At 61.2% G+C, this 24,336-nt stretch carries 36 protein-coding genes and 1 tRNA gene; 17 read left to right on the top strand and 20 right to left on the bottom strand.

Annotated features, from left to right (window positions below):
• Positions 1 to 50: 50 nt before the first annotated feature.
• The 10 genes from AC1DYJ_RS15485 to AC1DYJ_RS15440 form a co-directional block, all read right to left on the bottom strand.
• A complete protein-coding gene (locus AC1DYJ_RS15485) occupies positions 51 to 269 on the bottom strand; it encodes a hypothetical protein (protein WP_477285959.1) in 219 nt (72 codons plus the stop codon).
• Positions 270 to 308: 39 nt separating this feature from the next.
• Positions 309 to 2,420, bottom strand: coding sequence for a catalase (katE, locus tag AC1DYJ_RS15480; RefSeq protein ID WP_477285961.1), 2,112 nt, complete (start codon positions 2,418 to 2,420; stop codon positions 309 to 311).
• Between the two features lie 90 nt (positions 2,421 to 2,510).
• The gene (locus tag AC1DYJ_RS15475) at positions 2,511 to 3,116 is read right to left on the bottom strand and encodes a hypothetical protein (protein WP_477285965.1); all 606 of its coding nucleotides are present in this window, start codon (positions 3,114 to 3,116) and stop codon (positions 2,511 to 2,513) included.
• 33 nt (positions 3,117 to 3,149) lie between these two features.
• The gene (locus tag AC1DYJ_RS15470; protein ID WP_477285967.1) at positions 3,150 to 3,914 is read right to left on the bottom strand and encodes a DUF4142 domain-containing protein; all 765 of its coding nucleotides are present in this window, start codon (positions 3,912 to 3,914) and stop codon (positions 3,150 to 3,152) included.
• A 175-nt stretch (positions 3,915 to 4,089) separates the two neighbouring features.
• Complete coding sequence (locus AC1DYJ_RS15465) at positions 4,090 to 4,596, bottom strand: YciE/YciF ferroxidase family protein (protein ID WP_477285968.1); 507 nt, start codon at positions 4,594 to 4,596, stop codon at positions 4,090 to 4,092.
• Positions 4,597 to 4,710: 114 nt separating this feature from the next.
• A complete protein-coding gene (locus AC1DYJ_RS15460) occupies positions 4,711 to 4,884 on the bottom strand; it encodes a hypothetical protein (protein ID WP_477285970.1) in 174 nt (57 codons plus the stop codon).
• A 79-nt stretch (positions 4,885 to 4,963) separates the two neighbouring features.
• Entirely contained in the window at positions 4,964 to 5,170 is a 207-nt protein-coding gene (locus AC1DYJ_RS15455; protein ID WP_477285972.1) for a hypothetical protein, read from the bottom strand.
• Positions 5,171 to 5,195: 25 nt separating this feature from the next.
• Positions 5,196 to 5,384 carry a hypothetical protein gene (locus AC1DYJ_RS15450; RefSeq protein ID WP_477285974.1) on the bottom strand — a complete coding sequence of 63 codons (189 nt, stop codon included), beginning with the start codon at positions 5,382 to 5,384 and terminating at the stop codon, positions 5,196 to 5,198.
• 8 nt (positions 5,385 to 5,392) lie between these two features.
• Positions 5,393 to 5,650 carry a hypothetical protein gene (locus AC1DYJ_RS15445; RefSeq protein ID WP_477285975.1) on the bottom strand — a complete coding sequence of 86 codons (258 nt, stop codon included), beginning with the start codon at positions 5,648 to 5,650 and terminating at the stop codon, positions 5,393 to 5,395.
• Positions 5,651 to 5,750: 100 nt separating this feature from the next.
• Positions 5,751 to 5,981, bottom strand: coding sequence for a DUF6894 family protein (locus AC1DYJ_RS15440; RefSeq protein ID WP_477285977.1), 231 nt, complete (start codon positions 5,979 to 5,981; stop codon positions 5,751 to 5,753).
• Between the two features lie 213 nt (positions 5,982 to 6,194).
• Between AC1DYJ_RS15440 and AC1DYJ_RS15435 the strand changes: the two genes are divergently transcribed.
• Together AC1DYJ_RS15435 and AC1DYJ_RS15430 are read left to right on the top strand one after the other, a co-directional pair.
• Positions 6,195 to 6,923 (top strand): Crp/Fnr family transcriptional regulator, encoded by a 729-nt coding sequence (locus tag AC1DYJ_RS15435; RefSeq protein ID WP_477285979.1) that lies wholly within the window; start codon positions 6,195 to 6,197, stop codon positions 6,921 to 6,923.
• 121 nt (positions 6,924 to 7,044) lie between these two features.
• The gene (locus AC1DYJ_RS15430; protein WP_477285981.1) at positions 7,045 to 7,299 is read left to right on the top strand and encodes a DUF6894 family protein; all 255 of its coding nucleotides are present in this window, start codon (positions 7,045 to 7,047) and stop codon (positions 7,297 to 7,299) included.
• Positions 7,300 to 7,328: 29 nt separating this feature from the next.
• On the opposite strand, the gene AC1DYJ_RS15425 is transcribed toward AC1DYJ_RS15430, so the two are convergent.
• Positions 7,329 to 7,520, bottom strand: coding sequence for a hypothetical protein (locus AC1DYJ_RS15425; protein ID WP_477285983.1), 192 nt, complete (start codon positions 7,518 to 7,520; stop codon positions 7,329 to 7,331).
• A gap of 216 nt (positions 7,521 to 7,736) precedes the next feature.
• On the opposite strand from AC1DYJ_RS15425, the gene AC1DYJ_RS15420 reads away from it, so the two are divergent.
• Positions 7,737 to 8,054, top strand: coding sequence for a hypothetical protein (locus AC1DYJ_RS15420; RefSeq protein WP_477285985.1), 318 nt, complete (start codon positions 7,737 to 7,739; stop codon positions 8,052 to 8,054).
• A gap of 99 nt (positions 8,055 to 8,153) precedes the next feature.
• Here AC1DYJ_RS15420 and AC1DYJ_RS15415 read toward each other — a convergent pair whose 3' ends face one another.
• Entirely contained in the window at positions 8,154 to 8,327 is a 174-nt protein-coding gene (locus tag AC1DYJ_RS15415) for a hypothetical protein (RefSeq protein WP_477285987.1), read from the bottom strand.
• Between the two features lie 189 nt (positions 8,328 to 8,516).
• On the opposite strand from AC1DYJ_RS15415, the gene AC1DYJ_RS15410 reads away from it, so the two are divergent.
• Complete coding sequence (locus tag AC1DYJ_RS15410) at positions 8,517 to 8,855, top strand: hypothetical protein (RefSeq protein ID WP_477285988.1); 339 nt, start codon at positions 8,517 to 8,519, stop codon at positions 8,853 to 8,855.
• An 83-nt stretch (positions 8,856 to 8,938) separates the two neighbouring features.
• Here the strand turns inward: AC1DYJ_RS15410 and AC1DYJ_RS15405 are convergent, their stop codons facing one another.
• Complete coding sequence (locus AC1DYJ_RS15405) at positions 8,939 to 9,199, bottom strand: hypothetical protein (protein ID WP_477285990.1); 261 nt, start codon at positions 9,197 to 9,199, stop codon at positions 8,939 to 8,941.
• Between the two features lie 150 nt (positions 9,200 to 9,349).
• On the opposite strand from AC1DYJ_RS15405, the gene AC1DYJ_RS15400 reads away from it, so the two are divergent.
• The gene (locus AC1DYJ_RS15400; RefSeq protein ID WP_477285992.1) at positions 9,350 to 9,937 is read left to right on the top strand and encodes a TetR/AcrR family transcriptional regulator; all 588 of its coding nucleotides are present in this window, start codon (positions 9,350 to 9,352) and stop codon (positions 9,935 to 9,937) included.
• 113 nt (positions 9,938 to 10,050) lie between these two features.
• Entirely contained in the window at positions 10,051 to 10,638 is a 588-nt protein-coding gene (locus AC1DYJ_RS15395) for a DUF308 domain-containing protein (RefSeq protein WP_477285994.1), read from the top strand.
• A 290-nt stretch (positions 10,639 to 10,928) separates the two neighbouring features.
• On the opposite strand, the gene AC1DYJ_RS15390 is transcribed toward AC1DYJ_RS15395, so the two are convergent.
• Complete coding sequence (locus tag AC1DYJ_RS15390; RefSeq protein ID WP_477285996.1) at positions 10,929 to 11,387, bottom strand: DUF3237 domain-containing protein; 459 nt, start codon at positions 11,385 to 11,387, stop codon at positions 10,929 to 10,931.
• 93 nt (positions 11,388 to 11,480) lie between these two features.
• Between AC1DYJ_RS15390 and AC1DYJ_RS15385 the strand changes: the two genes are divergently transcribed.
• The 3 genes from AC1DYJ_RS15385 to AC1DYJ_RS15375 all read left to right on the top strand — a co-directional run bounded on the left by AC1DYJ_RS15385 (position 11,481) and on the right by AC1DYJ_RS15375 (position 13,005).
• The gene (locus tag AC1DYJ_RS15385; protein WP_477286310.1) at positions 11,481 to 12,338 is read left to right on the top strand and encodes a LysR family transcriptional regulator; all 858 of its coding nucleotides are present in this window, start codon (positions 11,481 to 11,483) and stop codon (positions 12,336 to 12,338) included.
• A 125-nt stretch (positions 12,339 to 12,463) separates the two neighbouring features.
• Positions 12,464 to 12,673 (top strand): hypothetical protein, encoded by a 210-nt coding sequence (locus AC1DYJ_RS15380; RefSeq protein ID WP_477285998.1) that lies wholly within the window; start codon positions 12,464 to 12,466, stop codon positions 12,671 to 12,673.
• 62 nt (positions 12,674 to 12,735) lie between these two features.
• Positions 12,736 to 13,005 carry a PilZ domain-containing protein gene (locus tag AC1DYJ_RS15375; RefSeq protein WP_477286000.1) on the top strand — a complete coding sequence of 90 codons (270 nt, stop codon included), beginning with the start codon at positions 12,736 to 12,738 and terminating at the stop codon, positions 13,003 to 13,005.
• Positions 13,006 to 13,391: 386 nt separating this feature from the next.
• Here AC1DYJ_RS15375 and AC1DYJ_RS15370 read toward each other — a convergent pair whose 3' ends face one another.
• Both AC1DYJ_RS15370 and AC1DYJ_RS15365 read right to left on the bottom strand, forming a co-directional pair.
• On the bottom strand, positions 13,392 to 14,348 hold the full coding sequence (locus AC1DYJ_RS15370) for a DMT family transporter (protein WP_477286002.1): 957 nt from the start codon (positions 14,346 to 14,348) through the stop codon (positions 13,392 to 13,394).
• A gap of 174 nt (positions 14,349 to 14,522) precedes the next feature.
• The gene (locus tag AC1DYJ_RS15365; protein WP_477286004.1) at positions 14,523 to 14,996 is read right to left on the bottom strand and encodes an MgtC/SapB family protein; all 474 of its coding nucleotides are present in this window, start codon (positions 14,994 to 14,996) and stop codon (positions 14,523 to 14,525) included.
• A 481-nt stretch (positions 14,997 to 15,477) separates the two neighbouring features.
• Between AC1DYJ_RS15365 and AC1DYJ_RS15360 the strand changes: the two genes are divergently transcribed.
• Both AC1DYJ_RS15360 and AC1DYJ_RS15355 read left to right on the top strand, forming a co-directional pair.
• The gene (locus AC1DYJ_RS15360; RefSeq protein WP_477286006.1) at positions 15,478 to 15,633 is read left to right on the top strand and encodes a hypothetical protein; all 156 of its coding nucleotides are present in this window, start codon (positions 15,478 to 15,480) and stop codon (positions 15,631 to 15,633) included.
• Between the two features lie 297 nt (positions 15,634 to 15,930).
• Entirely contained in the window at positions 15,931 to 17,925 is a 1,995-nt protein-coding gene (locus AC1DYJ_RS15355; protein WP_477286008.1) for an AI-2E family transporter, read from the top strand.
• Positions 17,926 to 18,015: 90 nt separating this feature from the next.
• Here the strand turns inward: AC1DYJ_RS15355 and AC1DYJ_RS15350 are convergent, their stop codons facing one another.
• The 3 genes from AC1DYJ_RS15350 to AC1DYJ_RS15340 are packed head-to-tail and all read right to left on the bottom strand — an operon-like array spanning position 18,016 to position 18,800.
• Positions 18,016 to 18,312: a helix-turn-helix domain-containing protein gene (locus AC1DYJ_RS15350; protein ID WP_477286009.1), complete on the bottom strand. Its 297-nt coding sequence runs from the start codon at positions 18,310 to 18,312 to the stop codon at positions 18,016 to 18,018.
• Positions 18,313 to 18,371: 59 nt separating this feature from the next.
• The gene (locus AC1DYJ_RS15345) at positions 18,372 to 18,578 is read right to left on the bottom strand and encodes a hypothetical protein (protein WP_477286011.1); all 207 of its coding nucleotides are present in this window, start codon (positions 18,576 to 18,578) and stop codon (positions 18,372 to 18,374) included.
• Positions 18,579 to 18,596: 18 nt separating this feature from the next.
• Complete coding sequence (locus AC1DYJ_RS15340) at positions 18,597 to 18,800, bottom strand: hypothetical protein (protein ID WP_477286013.1); 204 nt, start codon at positions 18,798 to 18,800, stop codon at positions 18,597 to 18,599.
• A 376-nt stretch (positions 18,801 to 19,176) separates the two neighbouring features.
• Here AC1DYJ_RS15340 and AC1DYJ_RS15335 point away from each other — a divergent pair, with 376 nt between their 5' ends.
• From AC1DYJ_RS15335 to greA, 4 genes are all read left to right on the top strand, one after another.
• Positions 19,177 to 19,581: a host attachment family protein gene (locus AC1DYJ_RS15335; protein WP_477286015.1), complete on the top strand. Its 405-nt coding sequence runs from the start codon at positions 19,177 to 19,179 to the stop codon at positions 19,579 to 19,581.
• Positions 19,582 to 19,636: 55 nt separating this feature from the next.
• Positions 19,637 to 20,140: a hypothetical protein gene (locus tag AC1DYJ_RS15330; protein ID WP_477286017.1), complete on the top strand. Its 504-nt coding sequence runs from the start codon at positions 19,637 to 19,639 to the stop codon at positions 20,138 to 20,140.
• Positions 20,141 to 20,315: 175 nt separating this feature from the next.
• The gene (locus AC1DYJ_RS15325) at positions 20,316 to 21,716 is read left to right on the top strand and encodes a phospholipase D family protein (RefSeq protein ID WP_477286019.1); all 1,401 of its coding nucleotides are present in this window, start codon (positions 20,316 to 20,318) and stop codon (positions 21,714 to 21,716) included.
• Between the two features lie 198 nt (positions 21,717 to 21,914).
• The gene (greA, locus tag AC1DYJ_RS15320; protein WP_477286021.1) at positions 21,915 to 22,397 is read left to right on the top strand and encodes a transcription elongation factor GreA; all 483 of its coding nucleotides are present in this window, start codon (positions 21,915 to 21,917) and stop codon (positions 22,395 to 22,397) included.
• Positions 22,398 to 22,674: 277 nt separating this feature from the next.
• Here greA and AC1DYJ_RS15315 read toward each other — a convergent pair.
• Positions 22,675 to 22,764 (bottom strand) — tRNA-Ser (locus AC1DYJ_RS15315).
• 362 nt (positions 22,765 to 23,126) lie between these two features.
• On the opposite strand from AC1DYJ_RS15315, the gene AC1DYJ_RS15310 reads away from it, so the two are divergent.
• Together AC1DYJ_RS15310 and AC1DYJ_RS15305 are read left to right on the top strand one after the other, a co-directional pair.
• Positions 23,127 to 23,882 (top strand): hypothetical protein, encoded by a 756-nt coding sequence (locus AC1DYJ_RS15310; RefSeq protein WP_477286023.1) that lies wholly within the window; start codon positions 23,127 to 23,129, stop codon positions 23,880 to 23,882.
• A gap of 116 nt (positions 23,883 to 23,998) precedes the next feature.
• Positions 23,999 to 24,322 (top strand): hypothetical protein, encoded by a 324-nt coding sequence (locus AC1DYJ_RS15305; protein WP_477286025.1) that lies wholly within the window; start codon positions 23,999 to 24,001, stop codon positions 24,320 to 24,322.
• Positions 24,323 to 24,336: the final 14 nt, after the last annotated feature.

The following is a 24,336-nucleotide window of genomic DNA, read 5'->3' as shown; positions in this document are numbered from 1 at the left end:
GCTGATGCGCTAGCGTTGGCGGCAGGCGAGCTCTAGGCTCGCCGCCGCACTCATTGCTTTCGGGTAGGGGCCGGCGACGGGCGGGGCTCTTCAGCCTCGACACTGTTGTCGTTCACCCGCAGAGCATTTCCCTCCACCTTGTTCGGTCCGGCATCGGTGCGCGGCTTCGTCGGCACCGGCAAGGACGTCTCGTCGCGCTCGCCCGCGCTGTTGTCATTGACCCGCAACGCCTTGCCCGTGACCTTCGTCCGGTCGCTGTCATCGTTCATGTCGAACTCCTTGCCTGTGTTACTTCGGATGAGGCGTGGCTATGCCATCTTCACCTTCGGCTCGCGCGCCCACAGGCGCAGCGCGCCGAGGGCCGACACAAAGCCGGCGACATCCTTGGGCCCGGAAAGCGCAACGCAGCCCTCGTCCAGGCTGTCGGCAACCCCAGCCTTGTCGAGCAGCGGCAGTGCGGCCTCGACATAACCGATGAACTTGCAGTGGGCGAAAGCATCGGCGACGAAATCGCGCGCCGTGGCTTCCTTGATCAGACCGGCCATCGCCGCCTTTGATGGCAGCAAGGCGACCGCGTCGTAGAGCACCGACGGGCCGCCGCCGATCATCTGCTGCGCCTCGATGATGCTGCCGTCGCTGGCCTTCGCGCCGCCGACCTTGGGAGCGATGATTTCGAACACCGCACCGCTCTTGGTCAATGCAGCGGTGAGCGCCTTGAGCAGTGCAGCATCGGTGCCGTCGGTCACCACTATGCCGAGCTTGCGGCCCTCGAAACGGTTGGGGCCGTTGGTGATGATGCTGAGCGACGGTGAAGCAGCTAGGTCCTGCCTTGTGGCAATGGCGGCATCGGCCGGCTTCGGCATTGCCTTCAGGCCAAGCCCGTCGCCGACCTTGCCCGCCAGCCCTTCATCGATGTTGAGAAGGTGGGAGACCATGCGCTCGCGAATGACAGGGGTCTGCACCTTGCTGAGCTCGAAGGTCAGTGCGGCTGCGATATGGCCCTGCTCGGGCGGCGTCTGGCTGATGTAGAACTGCCGCGCCTGGCTGTAATGGTCGGCGAAGCTCTCGGCGCGGATGCGTTGTTTGGGACCCTGCTCGGCTTCGGCAAACGAGCGGAAGCCGCGCTGCGGCGATTCCCGCGGGCCTTCGCCGAACGAGTTTGGCTGGTAGTTCACCCGGCCGGTTGGGTTGCGCATGGCCATATGGCCGTCCTGCTGGAAATTGTGGAACGGGCATTTCGGCGCGTTAATCGGGATGTGGGTAAAATTGGTGCTGCCCAGCCGCTTTATCTGCGTGTCGAGATAGGAAAAATTCCGCCCCTGCAGCAGCGGGTCGTTGGAGAAGTCGATGCCGGGCGGAACGTTCTGGGTCATGAACGCGACCTGTTCGGTCTCGGCGAAAAAATTGTCGGGCATGCGGTCGAGCACCAAGCGGCCGACCGGGATCGGCGGCAGGATTTCTTCGGGAATCAGCTTGGTGGCGTCGAGCACGTCGAAATCGAAACTGTCGGCGAAGTCCTGGTCGAACAGTTGCAGCTGCAACTCCCACTCCGGGAAAGCGCCGGCCTTGATCGAGTCCCAGAGATCGCGGCGATGGAAATCGGGATCGGCACCGTTGATCTTGACCGCCTCGTTCCAGGCCACCGACTGCAGGCCGAGCTTCGGCTTCCAGTGGAATTTGACGAAGGTCGATTCATCCCTGGCGTTGAGCATGCGGAAAGTATGGACGCCGAAGCCTTCCATGAAGCGCAAGGAGCGTGGGATCGCGCGGTCCGACATCACCCACATGATCATGTGCATGGATTCGGGCGTCAGCGAGATGAAATCCCAGAAATTGTCATGCGCCGATTGCGCCTGCGGGAAGCCGCGATCCGGTTCCTCTTTGACGGAGTGGACGAGGTCGGGAAACTTGATCGCGTCCTGGATGAAGAACACCGGGATGTTGTTGCCGACAATGTCCCAATTGCCTTCCTGGGTGTAGAGCTTGACGGCGAAGCCGCGCACGTCGCGCGCCAGGTCTGCCGAGCCCTTGTTGCCGGCGACGGTGGAGAAGCGCACGAAGGCCGGCGTCTTTTCGCCGGCGCGCTGGAAGATGTCGGCACGTGTGTATTTGGCGAGCGACTCGTAGGTTTCGAAATAGCCGTGCGCGCCGTAGCCGCGTGCATGCACGACGCGCTCGGGGATGCGCTCGTGGTCGAAATGGAAAATCTTCTCGCGGAAATGGAAGTCTTCAAGAACGGTCGGTCCGCGGGCGCCGATCTTCAGGGAGTTCTGGTCATCTGAGACCGGACCGCCCTGGGCGGTGGTCAGCACAGGGACGTCGCCCTCGGCAATCTGATGCAACTCGCCCCCTTCGCCTCGAACAAGCTTCTGATCGTGGATGACAGCCCGGTTGCTGACGCGGCTTGGAGACTTGGACATGGACGGGTTCCTTGGGGTAGCGAGTGGACGCATTCCTGGGTGGTCGATACGGCGAAGCCCCGCCGCCTTTCGGCGACGGGGCATCGGTGATCAGAGCGGGCTGGCGTTGCGCGTCCTGTCGCGTTCCACCTCGATGTCGGTGTAAGGGTCGGCCTTGGGATCGAAACCGGTCCAGCCACCGGCCTCGTAGGTGCCGCGGCGGTCTTCCAGATTGACCGAATTGGTCTGCCCGAGAATGCGCTCGGCTTCACCGGCCTGATCGTCGTCGACCTTGGCGGTCACCATCGTGCCGCCGCGGCGAACGCCCTCGGCATAGACATGTGCATCCCGTTCCGAGACGCCGGAATCGGTCAGCGCCCCGACGATGCCGCCGGCAGCACCGCCGACGACCGCGCCGCCCACGGCGCCGACCGCGGTGGCCGCCAGCCAGCCGGCGGCCACGACAGGGCCGACACCTGGGATGGCCATGAGGCCGAGCCCGGTCAGCAGGCCACCGGCGCCGCCGATGACGGCGCCCACACCGGCACCGCCGGTTGCATCTTCAGCTGCCTTCGACGTGTCGCCGTCGTCGTACCAATCGTTCGCGTTGTTGGCGACGATGCTGATGTTGGCATGCGGAACGCCGCTGGCCTCCAGTTCGCCGACGGCGTCGGAAGCGTCATCGTAATTGTCGAAAAGTCCGGTTACGGTTTTCATGGTCTTGATCTCCTTGATCTGGTTTCAGTCGGTTCAGTTGGTGCCGGCAACTATGTTGCCCTGGTAGTCGAGCGCGACGGTCGTGTTCTTGCCGTCCTTGGTCGCCTGGCCGCGCCAGATGCCCTGCTCGTCCTTGGTCAGCTTCGACACGTCGGAGTAGCCGGCATCCTTGATGCGGTCCTTGGCCTGGTCCTCGGTGAAGGAGTTGGCACCGGGAACGGGAGCTGACGGATTGGCGGTGTCGGTCGTGGTCACGGCAGGGGTGGTCGAACTAGTGGCGGGGGCTGCCTCGCCGGTGGTGGAAGTGCCGGTGGCGGCGATCTTCTCGATCATCTCCTGATGCATCTTGAGCGTCGGCAAAGTCTCCGATGCGAAGGTTTTAAGCTGCGCGTTGTCGCCGTCCTTGGCATAGCTCTCGAACAGGGTGACCGCTTCCGAATGCGCATCGCGCTGCAGCTGCACATACGGCTTGTCGACGGCGTCCTTCGCGTTCTGCAGCGAGTCGAGATCAGCCTTGTGCCTGGCGTCCAGTTCCTTGGGCACCGTCAGCTTCTGTTCGCCGGCGATGGTCTGAAGCTTGGCGTTGGCCGCGCCATGATCGTCGATCATCTTCTGCGCGAAATCCTTGACGGCCTGGTCCTGCGCCTTGTCCTCGGCGATCTTGCTGGAGTCGACTTCGAACATGCCGCCGGCGGCGGCCTTGTCGACGAAATCCTGCGCGCTGTCGGCGGCGAAAGCGGGCAGAGCGAAGGTGATGGCCGTGGCCGTGGCCAGAGCCAGAAGCATACGATTTTTCATAAATAGGATCCTCGTTAGGCACACATTGTGCTGAGGGGCTAACAAGTACCGGAGAGCTTTGTTCCGCCGCGCGGACGTTTAAGGCGAGATGATTCTCCTACCCATCATGATGAAGCCCCGATGCGCGAGCATCGAGGCTTCAGGAGCGTGCAGCCGGGAAGCGCTGTCGGTAACGCTACGCTGCTTCCGCTGCGATGTTGACGGTCGACTCGGCGAGTTCGGTCAGGGCCGCATCGGTTTCCTTTTCCTCGCTCAGCGTCAGCTCGAGCAGGTTGACCGCATCGTTGTAGCCGAGCTCCGCGGCCCAGGTGCGCAAGGTGCCGTAGCGCGAAATCTCGTAATGCTCGACGGCCTGTGCTGCCGCCAGCAGGCCGGCGTCGAGCGCTGCAGCGCCCTTGTATTCGTCCATGATCTCGGCGCCTTCCTCGGTGATGCCCATGATCGCCGCGCAGGTTTTGCCGACCGGCTTCTTGCCGATGACGGCGAACACCTTCTCCAGCCGGGCAACATGCTCTTCGGTCTGGCCGCGGTGCTTTTCGAACGCCGCCTTCAATTTGGGGCTCTGCGCTGCCTTGGCCATTTTCGGCAGTGTCGCCAGGATCTTCTTTTCGGCGAAATAGATGTCCTTCAGCGTGTCGTGAAAGAGATCGCTGAGACCTTTGGATGCCTTTGTGGGTGCCATTGTTGTTCGTCCTTCTTGTGATGGGGGGTACTAGGGTCAACTCCCCCGCCTGACACAGGTTCCTGCCGCTGACGAAGAAAGCCCGCTCTTGTCCCCGCGAGATACTGTCGAGCTTCAGCGATCGCTGCGTTCGAGGCTGCGCGCAACCTCGGTCTGGGCGACCTGCAGCAGCGTGTCGATTTCGAACATCACGACGGCATGCCCCCCGTCGCGAATGGCAAGGCGGGCGCGGTGGAGCAGGTCGGACACCGCCCGCAATGTTTCGACATGGTTCAATGGGTTCGGCACATGCGTGTCCTCTCTTGCGAGAACAACCCTTGGGCGCAGAGAGCGTTCCAAGGATTCGCCCCAAGATCAGACCAATTGCTCAGATTCGGCTAAGCTCGCCGTAGAGCGCTTCTTCCTCAAAAATCCCGCGGCCAAAAAGATCCATCGCCATTGCAGCCAATTCGGCAGCCTCGGGACAACCGTGAGGCAGGCCCCGCTCGGCGCAGATGCGGTCGTACACCCTTTTCAGCAGCGTGAGGTCATCCGGATATGCTACGCCGCTATTCGATGCGTAGTGATCAGCCATGGCACATCCCCCGGACAGCCGTTTGTTAGTCGCGTTGCAAAGACCTGCTCAGCATCGACACTGCTTCCTTGAAAGCACGGGCCGCGGCATCACAGGCGACTTTCGATGGCCCGTTGGAAATCAGAACGATCTCGGCTGCACGCCTCGTGATGCCATGTTTTTCAGCGAAGCCCTCTGTGTCGTAGGGCATGTCGACGGCGTTCTCGGATTTCATCACAGCCTCTAGAATTCAACGGGTGCTTCGCGGTCAATGGGCGGTCCGCTGTCGATCGCGTTGAAATACCAGGCCTCGCCCGTCCTCGTGGTAATCGCCGCGACCAGCTTGGCGTAGGTGGTTGCGCCGGCGTTGTGCGCCTGCAGGATTTCCCACGCCAGATCCTCGCGCGGCAATGTTTCGATGATGCCGTTGGTTCCGGACCAATGCCGGAAGACTTGCCTGCAAAGCGCAAGCTCATCTCTGTTCCATACGCCGAATACCATAAGGGCTGCCCTCCCGCGAAGGCGTACGCGCGCGTCCAAGATCGAGCGCGTGGGAGGATTATGCCGTTCTTCGGATTGTCTGCCGCAACCTATGTTAACGCTAGGCGTCCCATTTACCGACGAGGCTGAGTGTTGCCTGATAAAGTTGCAGGGGTCCGGCGCCCCGCACCGAGACGACAATGGTCATCAGTTGCGGCAGGGCTTCCCTCGCAATCTCCAGCGCCAATCCCAGCGCCAGTTGCGGAACGAGGGCGTCGCTGGTGAGTTCGGTGCCTATCAGGTCGGGTTCGGGGACCGCGTCCCGCTGAACGTCGAAGTAAAATCGTGGCACGAACAATCCTCGGTTTGCGAAGAAACCGATCCACCGGCCGATCCCGCGCTGGGGAGGGCATCGTGCGCTGTTGGGGAAGTCATTCCCGCTTCGACGACCACCTTACAGAGATAGGCCGTGTGACGGCTTTTGGCCAGCCGCGTCTTATCATATGTTAAGGCCAATCCCGGAACTGGCCTTAAATCTGCAGGGGAATTCACCGCAGGTTGGATAATGAGCGTCAACTTTCTCAGTCGAAAGCTTCTCAATTTCGGCCACCTCGACCAAGCCGATCTCGCGCTCCTCGACGCGGTGGTGGGCAAGACCCGCACAGTCCAGCCCTATGTCGATCTGATCTCCGAAGGCGACAAGCCGGGCGATGTGCATTTGGTGCTGCGCGGCTTTGCCTGCCGCTACAAGATCTTGCAGGACGGCCGGCGCCAGATCATGGCCTACCTTGTGCCCGGTGATCTCTGCGACCTGCACGTCTATCTGCTCGATCACATGGATCACTCCGTCGGCACGCTGGCCGAATGCCAGGTGGTGGACGTCAGCCGCTCGGCCATCCAGCAGCTGCTTGACCGCCCGGCCATCGCCAGGGCCATGCTGATGAGCACGATGGTCGACGAGGGGACGTTGCGCGAATGGCTGGTCAATATCGGTCAAAGACAGGCCGAGCCAAGAATTGCGCATCTGCTGTGCGAATTGCTGGCGCGGCTGCGCTCGGTTGGCCTTGTCTCCGACGACCGGTACACGCTGCCGCTCACGCAGGTCGAACTGGCCGACACGATGGGTGTGACGCCGGTGCATATGAACCGCGTCCTGCAGTCGCTTCGGCGCAAATCGCTGATCAGCCTCGAAGGTGATCAGCTGACGGTGCTGAATGCCAAGGGGCTCGAACAGGAAGCCGGATGGAACCCGAACTACCTGCATTTGCGGGCGAAAGCAGCTGTCGGCGGCTGAAGCCTTTTGCGCCACCTTAATTCATCTGGCCTTAATGCATGTGAATGCGCGAGGGGCGATTCGGTGTCTTATGGCAAGACCAACCCATCCGGGTTGCGAAGGCAAACCTCGAGGCAGACCGATGCCCAGATACTTTTTCGACACCGGATACGGACCGCTGCTGCGCGACGATGACGGCGTCGTATTGGTCGATGTCGACGCTGCCTGGGAGCAGGCAACGCAGACCACCGGGCACATATTGCGCGATCTGGACGGGGCATTCGAACGCGATCGGGAATGGCGCATGGAAGTCAGCGACGGGCAGCGGCGCAAGCTGTTTACGCTGCACATTTCGACCACCGTCTTCAAAGACTGGCCGCCTGCTGTCAGAAGCTGAAGGCTTCAGCGCGCCCAGGCGCGCCAACGCTAAACCCGCGTGATCGTCTCCAACCTCAGTCGTATTCGCTGGCCCTCGGCGAAGGTCAGCGCGAAGGCTTCGAGTTCGAACGATGTCGTGGTTGCCTTGCCGTCTTCGACCACGCGGACGAACCATTCTCCGCACGCCTCGACCACCTCGACGGCGGGTTGATCGACTGTGTTGCTCTGGACGTTATCCATCGCAAATCTCCTGAATGAGCAATGGGAAACGTCTATTTTTATAACGCTCGTCCGAGGCGTTTTTCAACATCAAAAGTTGGCGGGCCGGCAACCCTGTTGTTCGGGAAACAGCGGCCTGTCCGCTGCGCTGGATGCCTGTTGTGAACAGCGAGCAAAACAGGATATCGGACTTAAAGCCCTCTTGACGAGGTAGGAATATGTTCCTCATGTCAGGATATGCCGGAACAACCCGAGAAATGGCCGAAAGGCGCGCAATGGACCTTGCTGCATGCGCACGATGCCGGGCAGGTGGCGCGCGTCCGGTGCGGCTATTGCAACATCAAGCGCTTCTACAAACCGCTGGAGCTTCGAGAGGTTGTCGGAAACGTCACCGTAGACCAGCTGCGCGCCAAGCTGCGCTGTGAGAAATGCGGCCGCAAGGAATCGATGGGCGCGGAGCTGTTTCATCCGGTTGGGCAGGAACTGGTGACGATCCGCTTCCGGCGCCTGATCGAGATCAGGTGGGAGAGGCGGGTGATCTGGAAGGACGAGTGAACAACAAACTCAACGAACTGGCCATGATCCTGCAGCGGAATGGTCTCGGCCTGTCGTCCTCACATGTCCCGACCTGAGGCGGGCTGAAGGGCTGTTCCGTCAGCTGTCGGCTAACGATGGGCCAAGGCCGGCCATGTCGGTGAGCCGGATGGCGGCGAGGGTAGCGACTTCCCTGGAGACGGGCGTATCGCTGTCGGTCTGGGCGGGCGTGCGCTTCGCAAAACCGATTGCGTCGCGGGTCTGGCCGATCATCGTTCGAACGGTGCTTAGCACGTGCGGTATCCTCTCGCTTGGCTCTGAATCCTACAACACGGCAGACTCCTTGTGGTTCCGCAGCATTGCGAAGAAGCTGACCGGCGAGCCGAGGCCGGATGAGAAGGCCGTGCGCGGCTGTACGCACAAGCGTTCGGAACCATCCTTGTCCGTAAGCCGTTCCCCGTACCTCAACGAAAGGAATAGCCCATGGCCGACAACGACACCCCGAAGATTTCCGCCCGCGAGGCCCAGGAGGCCTTGGAGAAGCAGGTTGCATCGCTCAAGCGCGAGATCAGCAAGATCAACCGCACACTTGCCGAGCGCGCCGACGATGCCGTCGAAGAGGCCGGCGCCTGGTATGGCAGCGCCACAGAGCGCGCGGCACGGGCAGCGCAACAGCTCAAGTCGCAGGCGCAGACGGTGTCCGACACCGTTCAGCAGAATCCCGGCACCATCAGCAGCGCTTTCGTGCTTGGCGGCATTGCCGGGCTGTTGATCGGCCTGCTACTCGGGCAAAGCCAGGAGCGGGATCGGCGCTGGTTCTAGCCGGGTATGGCGCCCGCTGGCTTGGCCGGCGGGCTCTTCATTGCAGGCGATACAGGCGGTGTCGCGGTTGACCTATGGCTGTGTCACGGCGTTGAAATGCCGACGCCAACGACTGCACATAGCGCCGCGACCCCAAGTCCCCCTGCAAGGATGCACCACCAGGCGCGGCCATTGCCCTGAAGCATGGGGTTCAGCTTCAGCATCCGTCGCGCCCGCAATCCTTGGTAAAGGGCATAGGAAGATCCGAAACCGGCAAGCCAGACAATGGAATAGACGATGCCCCGGGTGAGCATGCTGTTGAGCCTGGCTTGCTCGACCGCCAAACCTGCATTCTCAGTGTCCATGCCTCGCCCCCTTTTTGCGAACCGATGTTGCGGTTGGCTCGTACGGTTGTCGAGCCGTTTTTGAGATTTGTCGAGCCGTTTGGAGAAGCCTCGCACGGCTTGTGGAAATCTAGGATTGACAATCGTCCTACTAGTAGGTAGGTAAGCGACATGAGCAACCTTGCAACGACCTCCGACCAGATACTGGCATCCGCGCGAAACTTCATTGTGGCCGGCGGCTACAACGGATTCAGCTACGCCGATATCGCCGGCGAGGTGGGAATTCGCAAGGCGAGCATCCACCATCATTTCCCCGGCAAGGTCGATCTCGTTCGCGCTGTCGTTGTGCAGCATCGCGAGCGTACCGAGGCCAGCATGACGGATCTGGAAAGCAAAGTTCTCGATCCGCTCGCATCGCTTCGAACCTATGCCGGTTTCTGGGCGAAATGCATTGAAGATGCGAGCATGCCGTTTTGCGTCTGCGCACTGCTTGCCAGCGAACTTCCGGCACTGCCGCCCGAGATTGCCGTCGAGGTGCGGGCCTATTTCAGGTTTCTGTCGTCCTGGTTGACCAAGGTCATGCAGCGAGGCGCCGAACAGGGGGTGCTTAAATTCGCCGGCTCTGCCGAACTGGAGGCCGAGACCTTCATGGCCACCGTCCATGGCGCGATGCTGTCGGCGCGTGCCTATGGCAACCCGGCCATCTTTGACGCCATCCTGGCGCCAGCCGTGCAGCGTCTATCGGCGAAGCTTCACTAACAAGGAATTTGCCAGACAGAGGCGGCGAGATCGCCGCCGCATCCTCGTAACACGTCCACTCTGCCTACCTTCTAGTAGGTATGCAAACTATCAGATACAAAGGAGAAAACAACATGCTTGCCAAGACCAATGAGACCAACTTCGTCCAATCCTCGAACAGCTGGCTCAAGACCTACTATTTCACCCGCTTTGCCGTGGCGGCTGCCTGGGTCCTGCTGGCGTTCACCCTCGCCAAGTCAATGCCGTCCCTGGCAGCCATCATGCTGGTCGCGTACCCGGCCTGGGATGCGCTGGCCAATTTCGTCGACGCCCGCCGCAGCGGCGGCTTGAACCGCAACAAGACGCAGCTGCTCAACCTCGTCGTCAGCATCGTCACCACGGTTGCGGTCGCTATTGCGCTTGGCAAGTCCATGAATGCGGTGCTCGCCGTATTCGGCGTCTGGGCGGTGCTGTCTGGCCTTTTCCAGCTCGCCACGGCGGTCCGGCGCTGGAAGTCCGGCGCGCAGTGGGCAATGGTGCTGAGCGGCGCCCAGTCGGCGCTGGCCGGCATCTTCTTTGTGAAGATGGCGGGTAGTGCTGCGACGGTCGGCATCACCGACATCGCGCCCTATGCCGCCTTCGGCGCCTTCTACTTCCTGGTCTCCGCTGTCTGGCTGACGGTGAGCGATGCGCGGCGAAAGGCGGCTGAGGTGGCTGGCTGAGGGCAGCGCTTGTCTGGCGAGGCTGCAGATAGCGGCCTCGCCGATTGCGCCGCGCCGTTCAGCAACCGAAGCGACATTGACCTGGCTAGCGTTCATCGAGGCGGTCTGTTGGGCGTGGCGAGATTTTCCCGTTGGAGCTGCGGCGCTGGCCAATGTCGCCGAGTTGCTCGTCTGTCAGCTCGCGCAGCATGCGCGAGCTTTGGCGCCTCTGCATTTGCAGCCGAAACCAGCCAAGCATCATCTGCCATGCTCGCTCCAGGCGAGGCGTAGTGGGTAGCCGCGCTTTCACGTCAGAGGATTTCAAAGACCTCATACTCGACACCGCCTGCCGTCCGGCCACCGCTGGCGACCGACACAATGCTGTTAAGCCAGGCATGGGCCGGCGCGGCGGTTTCGAAATATGGCGTTGTGCGCAGATAGTATTCGGATGCATCGACCACCTCTCCCCGTGCCAGGCGTTCGTCGATGGCCTGAGAGGCGCGCCTCACGCCGCGATAGGTCATGATGATCAAGCCGCCATCATCGGCGACGAGGAGCAGCCTAACATCCTGTTGGAATGTGCCGTCCGCTCGGCCGAGAAGCAGATCGGACCCGATGAGCGGCGAGACCGTGCCGCTTATGTGCCCGCCTTGGAAGTGTCCGCCCGAGACCGCGAAAATACGTCGGCCGCCGGCCGGCGTGTGGCCAAGATCCAGGACGGGGTGAAGCGTCATGAAGAGGGTAAACAGGTGTCTTGATTGCAGCGACATCAAATGCCTCCTAATTTCAGGCCCGGCATCTAGACCAGTGCGCGTTGCTCGAAAAACGCGCTCTTCTTGTCGCTGTCACAAGGAAAACTAATCATGCGGCCCTCCCTGGAATCCTTGCGCATTCTCGAAGTATGCGTGGCGACCGCCAGCTTTGCCCGCGCGGCCGAACGCCTGTTTCTGACGCCTGCAGCGGTCAGCCTGCGTATCCGCTCGCTGGAGGCCGAGCTTGGGCAGCCGCTTTTTGTACGCGGCCATGGGCGCGTCGTGCCGACCCCTGCCGCCGCCGCACTGGCAAGCCAGATTCGCGAGTCGCTCGCCGGGATCGCTGAGGCGGTCGACCGATTTCAGGCGGCGACGCCTCCGCTCAAGGTCACCGCACCACCCACATTCGCATCACGCTGGCTCGCCCCGCGTCTGCCGCAATATCCCGCGTCGGGGCCGGCCGGCATCGAGCTCGATGTCTCGACGGACATACGCGACCCAAACGCCTTTGACGTCGTCATCAGAACGGGTCGTGGCGGGTGGACCGGCCTTGAGGAACATCGGCTCATTCCGGTGGACGTGACGCCGATGCTGGCGCCGTCACTGCTCGGAACGCATTCGCTTGCCGCTCCGGCGGACCTGGTGGACTTCGAGCTGTTGCCGCATCCAGACTGGGAACAATGGTTCATGATGGCGCAAGGCGAAATTCCGGCGGCCGTGCGGTTCGCCGCGGTCGATTTTCCAACCCACGAACTCAACGCCAATGTCGCATTGGCAGGCGGTGGCGTGGCACTGCTGTCACCCACCCTGTTCGGATCTTTGTTAGCCCAGGGACTTCTGGTCGCCCCCTTCCGCCACGTGCTGAGCGGTCCAGCCTGGCACTATGCGCTGCTACGCACCGACGACCGCCGCTCGGCTCCGAGGCATTTTTGCGCCTGGCTGCAGGAGCAGGCCGGCAATCCGCCATGAAGCGAAGGGCGAGCATGGGATGCGTTGGCAATTTCGTTGACGCCCGTCGCAGCGGCGCTCTCAACACGTGAGTTGAGTTTCCTGGCCGCGGTCGTATGTTCGTTGACCGGGGTGGAGGAGAACAAATGCCCATTCGACGAAAGGCCACGGAGGCCGGCATTCTGCAGCCACCCGAACTCGAGCTGTTGGGGCGCGTCTTCGACCAGCTCAAGCTCGACGGTCAATCGCCGGAAGCTCGCGAGGCTCTCGCATCCCGGATTATCGCGAACTATATGGCCGGCGTGGTCGACGAAGCCGAGCTCGTCACGCTTTCGCGGCAGCCGCTCGGCCGGTAGTGCGTTTCCAACCCGCGTTCCGGAATGAAGGGTTTCGGTCCGTCAAATCAAAGGAATGAGCAGTGCCGACTGACCCACCCATCGAGCGACGCTCCCATAGCCGTAACCTTGTTCTGAAGGAAGCGACAATCCACGCCGGCGACGCCACTATCAATTGCCTGGTCTGTAACCAGCACGCTCACGGCGCGGAGTTGCGGGTAAAGGCCGACATCGCCATTCCCGACCGTTTCGTGCTTCACGTGCCCGTCGATCAGACCAGCTATCGCGCCGTGGTTCGGTGGAGACGGAAGGAGCGGCTTGGGGTGCAGCTTGATGCGGGAAGGCAGACGTAGAGGGCGATAGCCAGGGACGCTCAGGAGCGCGTCGGCCATCCTGCCGCGCCTCGTCCGCGTGACGTTCCGCTCAGTGCAGGAATGGGAAGATGCCGGATGTGTCGGCGTCAGAACCTGATTATGCCTTGTGATTGGAGGACGTAGAGAACCACCAGGACAATTGCGACGATTGCGATCCAGAGGGACAGTCGGCTCATAAGGCGATCCTCATTGACAATACCATCGTTGCGTCCGTCAGGTCGGCGCAACCATGAGACGCATCAACGTCGCAAGGTGCGAACTCGTTCCAGCAATGTTCGGCTGCGACCGTCTGGCAGAAGGTGAACGACGCGCGGCGCCCAGGCCGCAGGCTGAGGCAACCTTGGCCAAAGTTGCCTTGCCGGTGGTTAAGCAGGCCTTGGCTTGATCGCGGTGGCAAGGACGATGCCGGCGACGATGAAGGCCGCACCGACCAGGTCGTAATCGTGCAACTCCTCGCCGAGCAGCAGATAGGCGAGCATGGCGACGAACACCGTCTGCAGGTAGAGCAGCATGCTCGCCCGGCTCGCGCCGAGCGTTTCCACGCTTTTGTTGTAGAGATAGTACATCAAGGCGCCGCCGGGACCTGCCAGATAAGCGAGCGCGAGAATGCTATCGACGTCCATGGCGGAGCGTTCGTCGTTGAACAATTCCCACGCATGGAAGGGCAAGGCGACCAGCGCACCGGCGCCGAGCAGCAGCACCACCATCGGCAGGAGTTCGATGCCGAATTTGGCACGGCGCAAAAGCACGGTGTACAGGCCCCAGCAGAACGCGCTGCCGACGATCCACAGCTCACCGGCGTTGAACTTGAGTTGCAGCAGCGCCGTCAGGTTGCCGTGGGCAACGATGAAAATCATGCCGGCGAGCGCAACCAGCGCGCCAAGCGACTTCCACAGCCCGAGCGGCTCGCCAAGCACGAAACGGGCGAGCACCATCGTCATGACAGGCGACAGCGCCATGATGATACCGGCCGTGGTGGCGTCGGTGTCGTTGAGGCCGTGGTAGATCATGCCTTGGCAGAGCGTGAGGCCGATCGCCCCCACCGCGATGACCTCCACGGCGCGTGTGCGCAAAAGCCCGATCATCGCGTCGTGATGATGGTGCACAATCGGCAGCAGGATGGCGCAAGCAAGCGTCAGCCGCCAGAAGCAGAGGCCCCAGGGCGGCATCTCGGGCGCCACCCATTTGGCCGCGATATAGACGCCAGCCGAAAGCAGCCAGCACAGGACTGCGGCCGGATAGCCGGTCAAGGAGGATATGGGCGAGGATACGGGCCCAACCTCGGCTTGCCCGGCTTGATGCGCTATCGGCATCGCCTGCATGTCATGCCCTCCCTCAATGACGTAGGCCCGACGGCGACAACATAGCTTGCGCCGTTGTGTTGTGCATCCGTTTTGAAAGGGTGAGGTTGAAAAGGGATCGGCACTCGGCCGGGGATCGCGCGACCAGTTTACCGGGTGCGGGTCGGTGCGACCCCGTAGCGCCGAATTCTTGTTTCAGTCCTTGTCGCCGACCTGCACGAACTGCAAGAGACCCAGCACGATTACGGCCAGCACAGTTGCCAAAGCTGCGATCTGCCAGAAGCCGAGGCCTACCGCCAAACCTATGGCACCCGCCAGCCACATGCCCGCCCCGGTGGTGAGACCTTGAACCTCTCCCTTGGAGAAGAAGATTATGCCGGCAGCCAAAAACGCTACACCGGCGGTGGTGGCTTCAATCAAGCGGATCGGATCGATCGCGATTTCCTGGCCGTCGAAGACGTGAAGATGGGTTATTTCAATCGTGAGGATGGCGATCAAGGCCGTCGCGAGACAGACGAGGATGTGCGTTCTCAGTCCCGCCGGCCGATTACGCCACTCGCGCTCCAGGCCAACGATTGACCCCAAGAGCGCCGCGAGCAAAAGCCTGGCTGAAATTACGGAAAAGGGTAGCCATGTCTGCTGCCCGAAACGTTCAATGAACTCATCCATGATGGCCAGAACGTATCTCGGGTCGCTCGGTTCCAGCCGGCGCGCCTTGATGCCTTTACTTCCACGCAGATCAGCTCTTTATGATCGCAGCGCAACCAGGCGCCGTTCTCCGCATTTATCTTGCCGGATGCGATTGAGCCAGGACAAGAAGGCATGGGATTCGAGCAACAACCGAAGGGCGGAGCCGTCCTCAAACCAACCGACATACAGATGCTCCAACGTGTGTTGGAGGCAACCCTTCCAGGCGGTGCCTCGGCCAGGGAGCGGGAAGCTCATGCCGCGACGTTGGTCACATTGTTCAAGTCGGGAATCACACGTGAGGAAAACCTCTTGAGCACTTTCTCGGGTTCTCCTGCGGCCTAGCAGGGGTCGAGCGGGTACCGCAAACCCCGCCGCGTACATTGGCCGCAAGATCGGCCCAACGCGCAAACCTTGGAACAATCACGTGTTCATGCGGTTTCTACCGTCGAAGGAGACTCATATGCTTAGATTCCTTATCCGCCTCGGCGCGATTTATGCGGCGTTCAAGATAGGCAGAGAGTTCGGCCGCAAGGAAACCGAAGTCATGCTTGCGCCGCCCGTTGACTATGAGCGACGCCCGACGTTGAAGAACGAGGCCGAGTTCGGAGAGGTTTAGGACCACAAGCCGTTGAGCGCTCCCCTGGTTCCGGTCCCGCTTGCCGCCGACACGGTATGAGCGGCAGCCGATGACAATCTCATTTCGTTGGGGCCGTCACACCTCAAGCCCGCATCAGGCGAGCTTAGGGGAACGGACAAAAACATATTCACAATTGGCGGTTCCCGAGCTTGGTTTCACGGAGAGGTGAGGCGGGAATCTGGAGCCTGTAAGCGGCAAAACGCATGTATTCGACCCTGCTAACATTGCCGGGCCGCCGAATGCGGCTAACTATCGTTGGGCAACGGGGGGAATCAGGTGGCTGCAAATCGTCGAAACGACATCGCATCGTCCGAGCGAGGGCTGGGACGGATCCTTGCGGCAGGGAATCCCCATCCGCGGACAGCGCTGCCCACGGTGGCAACGGTCGTCACGACGGTCGCTGCCTTGTATTTCGGACGCGAGGTTTTTCTGCCGATCGCCATCGCGTTGCTTTTGACCTTTGCGCTGGCGCCGGTTGTTGCCGGGCTGAAACGTGCCGGCGTACCCCGCCTGCCTGCTGTTCTTCTGAGCGTGATTGGCGCGTTCGCGGCGCTCGGCCTGTTCAGCTTCATTGTGGCGACCCAGGTCACCGAGCTTGCCCAGAACATTTCTGCCTACCAGATAAACATTCTGACCAAGGTGCGTTCGCTCAAGGAAACGGGCGTTGGTGGTGGCATCATTGCCAGGCTAAGCGGGGTGATCGAGCGTGTCGGTCAGGAGATCGACAAACAGGACGTGCCGCCGCCTGCCACGGACAAGCCCCGCCGTGACCCTGTGCCCGTCGAGATCGTCGCCCGAGAGCGACCGCTCGAGGTCCTGCAGAACATCATCGGACCGTTGATCAGCCCGTTGGCGTCGGCCGGCCTGATCATCATCGTCGTCATTTTCATGCTGCTCGAGCGCGAGGACCTGCGCGACCGGTTCATCCGGCTGGTCGGTTACGGCGATCTCCATCGCACGACACAGGCATTGCAGGACGCCGGCAAGCGGGTGGGCCGCTATCTGCTCATGCAATTGGTGGTCAACATCGTCTACGCGATACCCATTGCGATCGGGCTTTGGGTGCTTGGCATTCCCAACGCGCTGCTGTGGGGGTTGCTGGCACTGGCGCTTCGCTTCGTTCCCTATATCGGCCCGGCGATAGGCGCGATGCTGCCCTTGTTCCTCGCCCTGGCCGTGGCACCCGGCTGGTCGCTCGTGCTGTGGACCGCTGCATTGTTCATCGTGATGGAAATGGTAACCGGCAACATCGTCGAGCCGTGGCTCTACGGTTCGCGCACGGGACTTTCGCCTTTGGCGATCATCGTCGCAGCGATCTTCTGGACGTGGCTGTGGGGGGCCCTTGGCCTGGTGCTTTCAACGCCGCTGACGGTGTGTCTCGTCGTCCTTGGCCGGCACGTTCCGCAGTTCGAGTTTCTCGACGTCCTGTTTGGCAACGAGCCAGTCCTCGAGCCGCACGCCCGGCTCTATCAGCGGCTCCTGGCCGGCGATCCGGACGAGGCCACCGATCATGCCGAGGAAATCCTCGAGGAGAAGTATCTGATCGATTTCTACGACAAGGTCGCCATTCCTGCTCTCCTCTTGGGCGAGCAGGACCGCATGCGTGGCGTGATGGGGGATCAGCAGCGAAGGCAGGTGGCGGCGAGCGCCGAAATTCTTGTGGCAAATCTTGCCGACGATGCACTGGAAGAAGCAAGCGAGGAAGATGAGCCGACCGCGGAAGGCAGCGCGGGCAAGGAGCCCGATGGCGTCGAGGAGGAAGAGATCGAACTGCCCGACGGCAAGGACATGTCGGTGCTTTGTGCCGGGGGGCGGGGGGAACTCGACGACGCCGCGGCCGCCATGCTCGCTCAGGTGCTGGAGGTGCAAGGCGCAACGGTGGCGAAGGCAAGTTTCGTCGATTTGGAGCCGGCAGGTATTCGTCGCCTTGACCTCGCGACGATCGACACTGTCGTGGTCGGTTTCCTGAACCGGGATTCTCTCAAACATGCTCGCTTTCTGGTCCGCCGACTGAAACGCGCCAAGGCAGGATTGAGAATTGGGATTGTGTTCTGGTCGGACGCGGAGCAGGGCGATGCCGGCCAGGGAGGGCAAGCTCTGGCGGCCGACATGAGCGCCGATTTCGTCGCCAGTGGCATGGTCGACGCCGTGCTTGGCGCGCTGTCTCCGGCGCCGGCTGTTCCCCTCAAAGTCGTGTCGAAACGCCGCGATCGACGCCGTCCGGCCCCTCGAAAGCGGGTTCCGGCACAGGCGACGGCCGCAACCGCCTAGCGATGACGCCGTTTCCAGAACTGGTAAAAATGGTTGGGCAAACCAAAGAGCAGCTGTGACGAAAGGCGATGACCCTCAGCCTCGACACGCCTACATTTCGCTGTTCTCGATGATGCCGGCTTCGCCGTCCCGAATAATCGCGCGCGGGACAGCTGATTTTCCGAGCCGAACCCCCGGGCCGGCGTCGCCACCGCTCAGGAAAGCCACACCTGCCAGTTCCAACGCCGATTGAATTGCACTGAGCTTGTCGGCAGTGGGGACACGCTTGCCGTTCTCGAAATCGCGAACTGTTCCCTCACTTACATTCGCCTTTGCGCCCAACCGCGCCTGTGGCCAGTCAAGCAGCCCTCTTGCTGCACGGCATTGTTCCCGAGTCAGTTGGTTCATAGTCATTTCCTCGCTTCAGCGGGATCGCGTGCTTTTGCTTGCCAAGCCTCGACGAAATCTTACGCGCGGTCAGACGGGTCCAATGTTGGCCCAGACCGTGGCGTCTTGGTCTCTTCGGCAATGACCAGCAGGGCTTCGAGCGTCAATGCAATGCCCGACATCAGCGCGGAGATATCGGTATTCCCGTCTGGCAGCGCCAGCTCGGTTGCCCTGGCTTGCATGCGGGCGCTGTGGTCGATCAGCCTCTGTCTTAATGCATCGTCCATGCTTTCGTCCTCCGAGGGTCAGACCTTGCGACGCGATGCCAGCTCCCGGAAGACTGCCTCTCGATCGCCCATATGCTTATGCAAAAGAGCAACCGTCTCCTCGCGATTGAGACGGCCCACTTTGCTGATGAATTCCAGCTCGTGACGGGGAACCGACGCCCGGGTCAGGCGCCCGAGGAATGTCTTGGGCGCTCTATCCGCCGGTGTTGTGTTGTCCGTCATCTGTCGTCACCCACTGAATGCTACGCATCAATAGGTGAGACTGTGTTTTGTTCCCGGACGGCCGCGTTTAACGGACCGGTTGATGACACAATTTCATATGTCCCCCGTACCGTCGTCGTGGCCCCCATCGCTTCGATTTGGGTTGCAATTCGTCGGGCTGCCTCATCCGCCTTGCAAGACGAGTGCTGCCCGGCCACCGACGGTTTTGGGTGGCGCCTCGCTACAGCTCTCTGCCGCCCATGCGAAAGCTGGGACACCCGGTTTCGACCAAACTTCACGAGACGCATCCAATAGCGCGTTGAAACGTTGAGACTGACGTCAGCGGGCAATCAACCGGATTCGCCACCGGCTGGCGCAATCTCGGAGACCAATAAAAATGGACATCCCCAAGGGAGCGACCGTAGCCGTAGCTGATGGCGAGAAGCTCAATTTGTTTCGCAATTCGGGAGACGAGGCCAATCCCAGCCTGACTGCCGCAGCAGTTGAGGACGTGGCAAACGAGAACAAGGGATCCGGTGCCCGGCATCAAAGCAGCTCCGCCAACCCAGACAACAGCCGGATCGAGGAAGATAGCTTCGCAGCCGGAACCGCCGAACTGCTCAACCGCCAGGTTCTTGGCGGGCGGATCGACAATCTGATCATCATCGCCGCGCCCAAAACGCTCGGCGAACTGCGCAAGCACTACCATCAGAAACTGTCAGCCGTGCTCATCGGCGAAATCGCCAAGGATCTCACCGGCCATTCCACCCAGGAGATAGAGAAGGCAGTTGCCGCCGCCTAGGCGGATGGCATTGCCATTCCCTGTTATCCACTTGTTGAATTGAAGGATACTTATCATGAAGAAATCCCTAGGCGGTATCGCGGCAATAATGCTCTGCATCGCAGGGCCCGCACAGGCCGATGACGGTGCCTTTTTGAAATCGTTTGCCGGAAGTTGGGTTGGCAAGGGCACGGTGAAAACCGACGCCGATTCCAAGCCCATCAAGATCAATTGCAAATTTGCGTCCAGCGCTACGGTCAGCTCGCTGTCACTTGATGGCAAATGTACAGGCTACGTCGTGTTCTCGCGAGCCATCGGCGCCGACGTCAAGACGAATGGCGAGACATATACGGGCACGTATACCGGATCGAGCACCGGCCCGGCTGGACTGAATGGCAATCGTTCAGGCGACGCCTTGGTGCTGGGCATTCGTTGGGCGAAAGAGGTCAATGGCGACCGGGCGGCCCAGCTGAAGCTGGAGAAGGTTGGCGACAATGGCATGCGTCTGACGACAACCGACAAAGACCCATCCACCGGGAAGAACATTGTCATCAGCGAGATCAACCTGAACCGGCCGTAGGATTTAGGTGGTCCACCGCCGGTTCGCCGTCATTTGACCGGCGGCTCGTTCCGCGGCTGGTCGAATCGCCAGGCTATTAAACGGCTGGTTATGCAACCAGATTGGCCGTGGAGGGTTCTTGCTATGATTTTGAGCAAGGCCGGCTGCGACCGCCGTCCGAAGGTGGCCAAATTTCATGGACGTATCGGTTTCTCAAACCGCGGACGACAATATCAAGGCCGGCAAGAGCGGCTTGCTGCTTGTCTCGGACAATTATGATGCTTTCGCCGTGCGCGTGCTGGCGGCACGAAGTGCAGAGCGCACCCTCGACCTCATGTACTACCTTTGGCACGATGACCACACCGGCCGCTTGTTGCTGCAGGAGGTTTTTCGAGCTGCTGAGCGCGGAGTGCGGGTGCGCATGCTCCTTGACGACATCAATCCACGCAAGAACGATGCTGCTTATCTGGCGCTGAACAATCATCCAAACATCGAATTGAAATTGTTCAATCCGAGCGGCATCAGGAGCGGCCGGATCATGCGCGGTGTGGAAGTGCTGTTGCGGCTCTTTGCACTGACAAGACGTATGCACAACAAGGCTTGGATCGCCGATGACAGGTTTGCCATTGTCGGTGGTCGGAATATTGGCGACGCATATTTCGATGCGGCGGAGACGAATTTCCGCGACCTCGACATGCTGCTCATGGGGCCTGCGGTACAGCAAACGGCGGCGATATTCGATGCCTTCTGGGCATGCGAGGAATCCAAGCCAATCAAGACACTTGGTTCAGCGACGGAGCATGAGCAGGTCAAACGGTTCGAAGTGAACGAGTCCGAAGCCGACACAAACTTCTTGAACGGCATTGGGGACCGAGGCTCTGTCGTAGAATTTATCGCGGCCAGCAACGACGTTCACTGGGTGGAGGGTGTGCGGGTTATTTCGGATCCACCGGAGAAGGTTCGTGGTTGGAGACGTCGCAGCTGGCTTATGAAAGAGCTGCGCCCCATCATTCAATCGACACGCAAATGTCTGGAAATTGTGTCTCCCTATTTCATCCCAGGCAAAAGGGGGTCAGCGATCCTGTTGGACCTCGTCGGCGCCGGCGTCGAGGTCTCGGTCCTGACCAATTCCTTGGCCGCCACGGATGTCGCCGCGGTCCACGGCGCGTATGCAAACTACCGCAAGCGGCTGCTGAGGAAGGGCGTCAAACTTTTCGAGCTTCAACCCTTCAGCCGTCAGCCGTCGATCTCGGTGTTTGGTTCAAAGGGCGCCAGTCTGCATACGAAAGCGTTCACCGTTGACGACAAGACCGGCTTCGTCGGCTCCTTCAATTTCGATCCGCGGTCGGTGTCTCTCAATTCGGAAATGGGCGTGCTCTTCGAGGATGCGAGTTTGGTCGCTGAGTTGCGAGATCGATTCCAGTCAGAGATATCTCCAGAAGCGAGCTACCGGCTCGAACTGAAGCACAATGTCTTGCACTGGCACGGCTGCGACGAAGGCAAGCTGCAGGACTATACGCACGAGCCGGAAGCTGGGTTCTTTCGTCGTATCCTTGCAGCCTTGGTCCGCCATCTTCCGATCGAATCCCAGCTCTAGCCGGCAATACAAGATTGCGACGCGGAAGTTGCCCGTGTCCTTCTCAAGGCAATCGCCTCTAGCATTGAATGCGAGGGAACAGCCTGCCCTGAGCACGTATGGACGTTCCTGCCGAAGCCAGACCCAGATTGTTGCAGCTTTACCGTCAGCCCTGCGTTATCTGATTAATGATGGTGTTCGACAGGGAGTTTTGACCAATTGAGCGTAGCATTTGCCAAGGAGGAAAGCGCCGAGGCAGCGTCGGAAACCATATTGCCGGCTCGGCCTATCTCCGACCGCATCAACCTCGTCACTGAGGCGGGGCTTAAGATGCTGCAGGATGAATTGGCTCGCGCCCAACAGGCGCTCGAGGCTGCAAACGTGCTGGAAGATGTCAACGAAAGGCGGCGGCAGTCGGCGGTTCCGGTTCGAGATCTACGCTATTATACCGAACGCGTCCGTACAGCACAGCTTATGCCTGTGCCAACCTCCAATGAAGTGATCACCTTCGGTCACACCGTTACCTTCGAGCGTGACGATGGCCGCACTCAGACCTTCCGCATCGTCGGTGAGGATGAGGCCAACCCCTCTCAAGCTTCCATATCGCATGGTTCACCGGTTGCCATCGCGCTGATCGGCAAAACCGTTGGAGATGTTGTCCATCTAGGTCCGCGCGAACTCGAGATCCTGTCCATCTCTTAGTTGACATCGGCGGAAGGCGCACGACCGAATAGTGTTGCAGGGCGGCGTCTCAGGGCGACTAAAGGGTCGAGAGCAAATGCTATTTGTGGGGCTGAGATGAGGCGCAACGCTGCCGTGCGCGTCGCGGTCTAATCCATGAAACGACGTTCAGGAAAGCTGGGTCCCTCAGTAGCCTGCCCCGGCACTTCAAAGCGAACAGCCTTAAGGTGGGCCATAAGGTGGGTCTCTGCGTAACAGTTTTCTATCAGGTTGATTTTAATCAGTTTTATTGAATAGATGGCGGAGAGAGCGGGATTCGAACCCGCGTTACGGTCTCCCGTAAACACACTTTCCAGGCGTGCGCCTTCAACCACTCGGCCACCTCTCCGTCTTGTGCATGCGCGCCGGCCGGTTGTGCCGCGCGGGTTGGGGAGATGCATCCCTTTGGGAAGTGCGGGGGAGACCCGCGTCACGGGCGCCGCCAACCAGCGGATGCCCTTCCCGGCGCCCGTCAATCAAACAGGCGCGGGGCTCATCTAGTCGATCCGGCGCCGAATGCCAAGCCATAACGGCAGTCTATTCGCTTTGCCGGCCATGCATCGTTTCGTGAGGCCGCCAACGCCTCCGCTTCAAGGGGCGCCTCGGCTGCGAATGGTGTGCACGGCCAAGGCGGCAGAGCCGGCCGCGCTTGACTTCGTCCCCGGCCAGCTGTCGAGTGAGGCAGAGGCTTTGCGGGGGCAACGTCCAGACATGACATCGAGCAATGAACAGCCGGCCAGCGGAACGCCGGCCGGAGGCGTGCCGGGCAGCGGCGTGCCAGGCGGGCTGCCGTCGCCCGGGCGTTCGGACCTGTCCTTCATCCCGGTGGTCTGGCTCCTCTTCGTCATGGCATTGTCGGTCTATGGGCTGATCTCCGCCTGGTGGCTGGTCGGCAGTTCCGGCCTGCCGGACACGATCTTCTATTTCGTCCTCGGCGCGCTGGCCTTCGACATCATCACCATCCTTTGGGGGCTCTATCTGCTCGGCCTCGCCTTCGGCCGTTCGGCGCACTTCCCGCGCCATTTCACCTTCTGGCAGATCGCCGTCATCGTCTTTCTGCTGGCAAGGCAGATCTATGTGCTGGCCGTGCCGGAATTCGTCTTCTCCGCCAGAAGCCTGGCCATCACCGCCGCCGAAATCGGCATCGGCCTGTTTTGCATCTACCTTTTGCGCCGCGATGCCGGACCCACGGCTGTCTATGCCGCACCACAGGGGCAAGCGCCTTCAGCCTTCGCCTCGATTGCCGCAGCCCTGCTCGGCATTATCCTCGGGGCGGTCGTCGGCGCCGTCGCCGGCTTCGGGCTGGGTGCTGTCATCGCCGAAGTCACCGACATGAGCTGTTTCGAGGGCGGCTGCGGCTATTTTGCCGTGTTCATCGGCCTTGCCGGGCTGGTGGTCGGCGCCATTGCCGGCGGCATTCTTGCCGTCTGGCTCGTCCACCGGCGCGGCCGAAAGGCAGCGATATAGGCGGACGGGGGCTTCAAATTCGCGTAGGCCGATTGCGCGCCGGGCGTACGCATTCTATTCCTCGTCCTGACCGCAAGGTCCTCGGGAGGAGCTTGAGGACCGGAGGAAAGATCTCGATGTTGCGTTTTTTGTTTCGCCTCGCGGCCATGGTCGCACTTTCGGTCGCCGTCATCATGGCGGTGCTCGACGCGACACGCTCGGTGGCCGCCTCCGCGCTGGTCATGACGCCGCTCAATTCGAGCTGGCTGGCGGTGTCGCCCGACACCCGCGCGGCCTTCGAGACCTTCGTGCGCGCCAAGGCGAGCCCGATGGTATGGGATGGCGGCATCGCCTGGGTGCTTGCCCAGCCAGGCTTTGCCGTGTTCGCGGTCGCTGCCTTGCTGCTCTACGCGGTCGGCTACCGGCGCCGGCGGCGCGGCGGAGAATTCGCGCCGGGCTGACGGATTGTTCCGGC

The sequence above is a fragment of the Mesorhizobium sp. P2_B11 genome, from assembly GCF_056404855.1.
The sequence above is the reverse complement of the archived record's forward strand: the minus strand, read 5'-3'. Positions and strand labels throughout refer to the sequence as shown.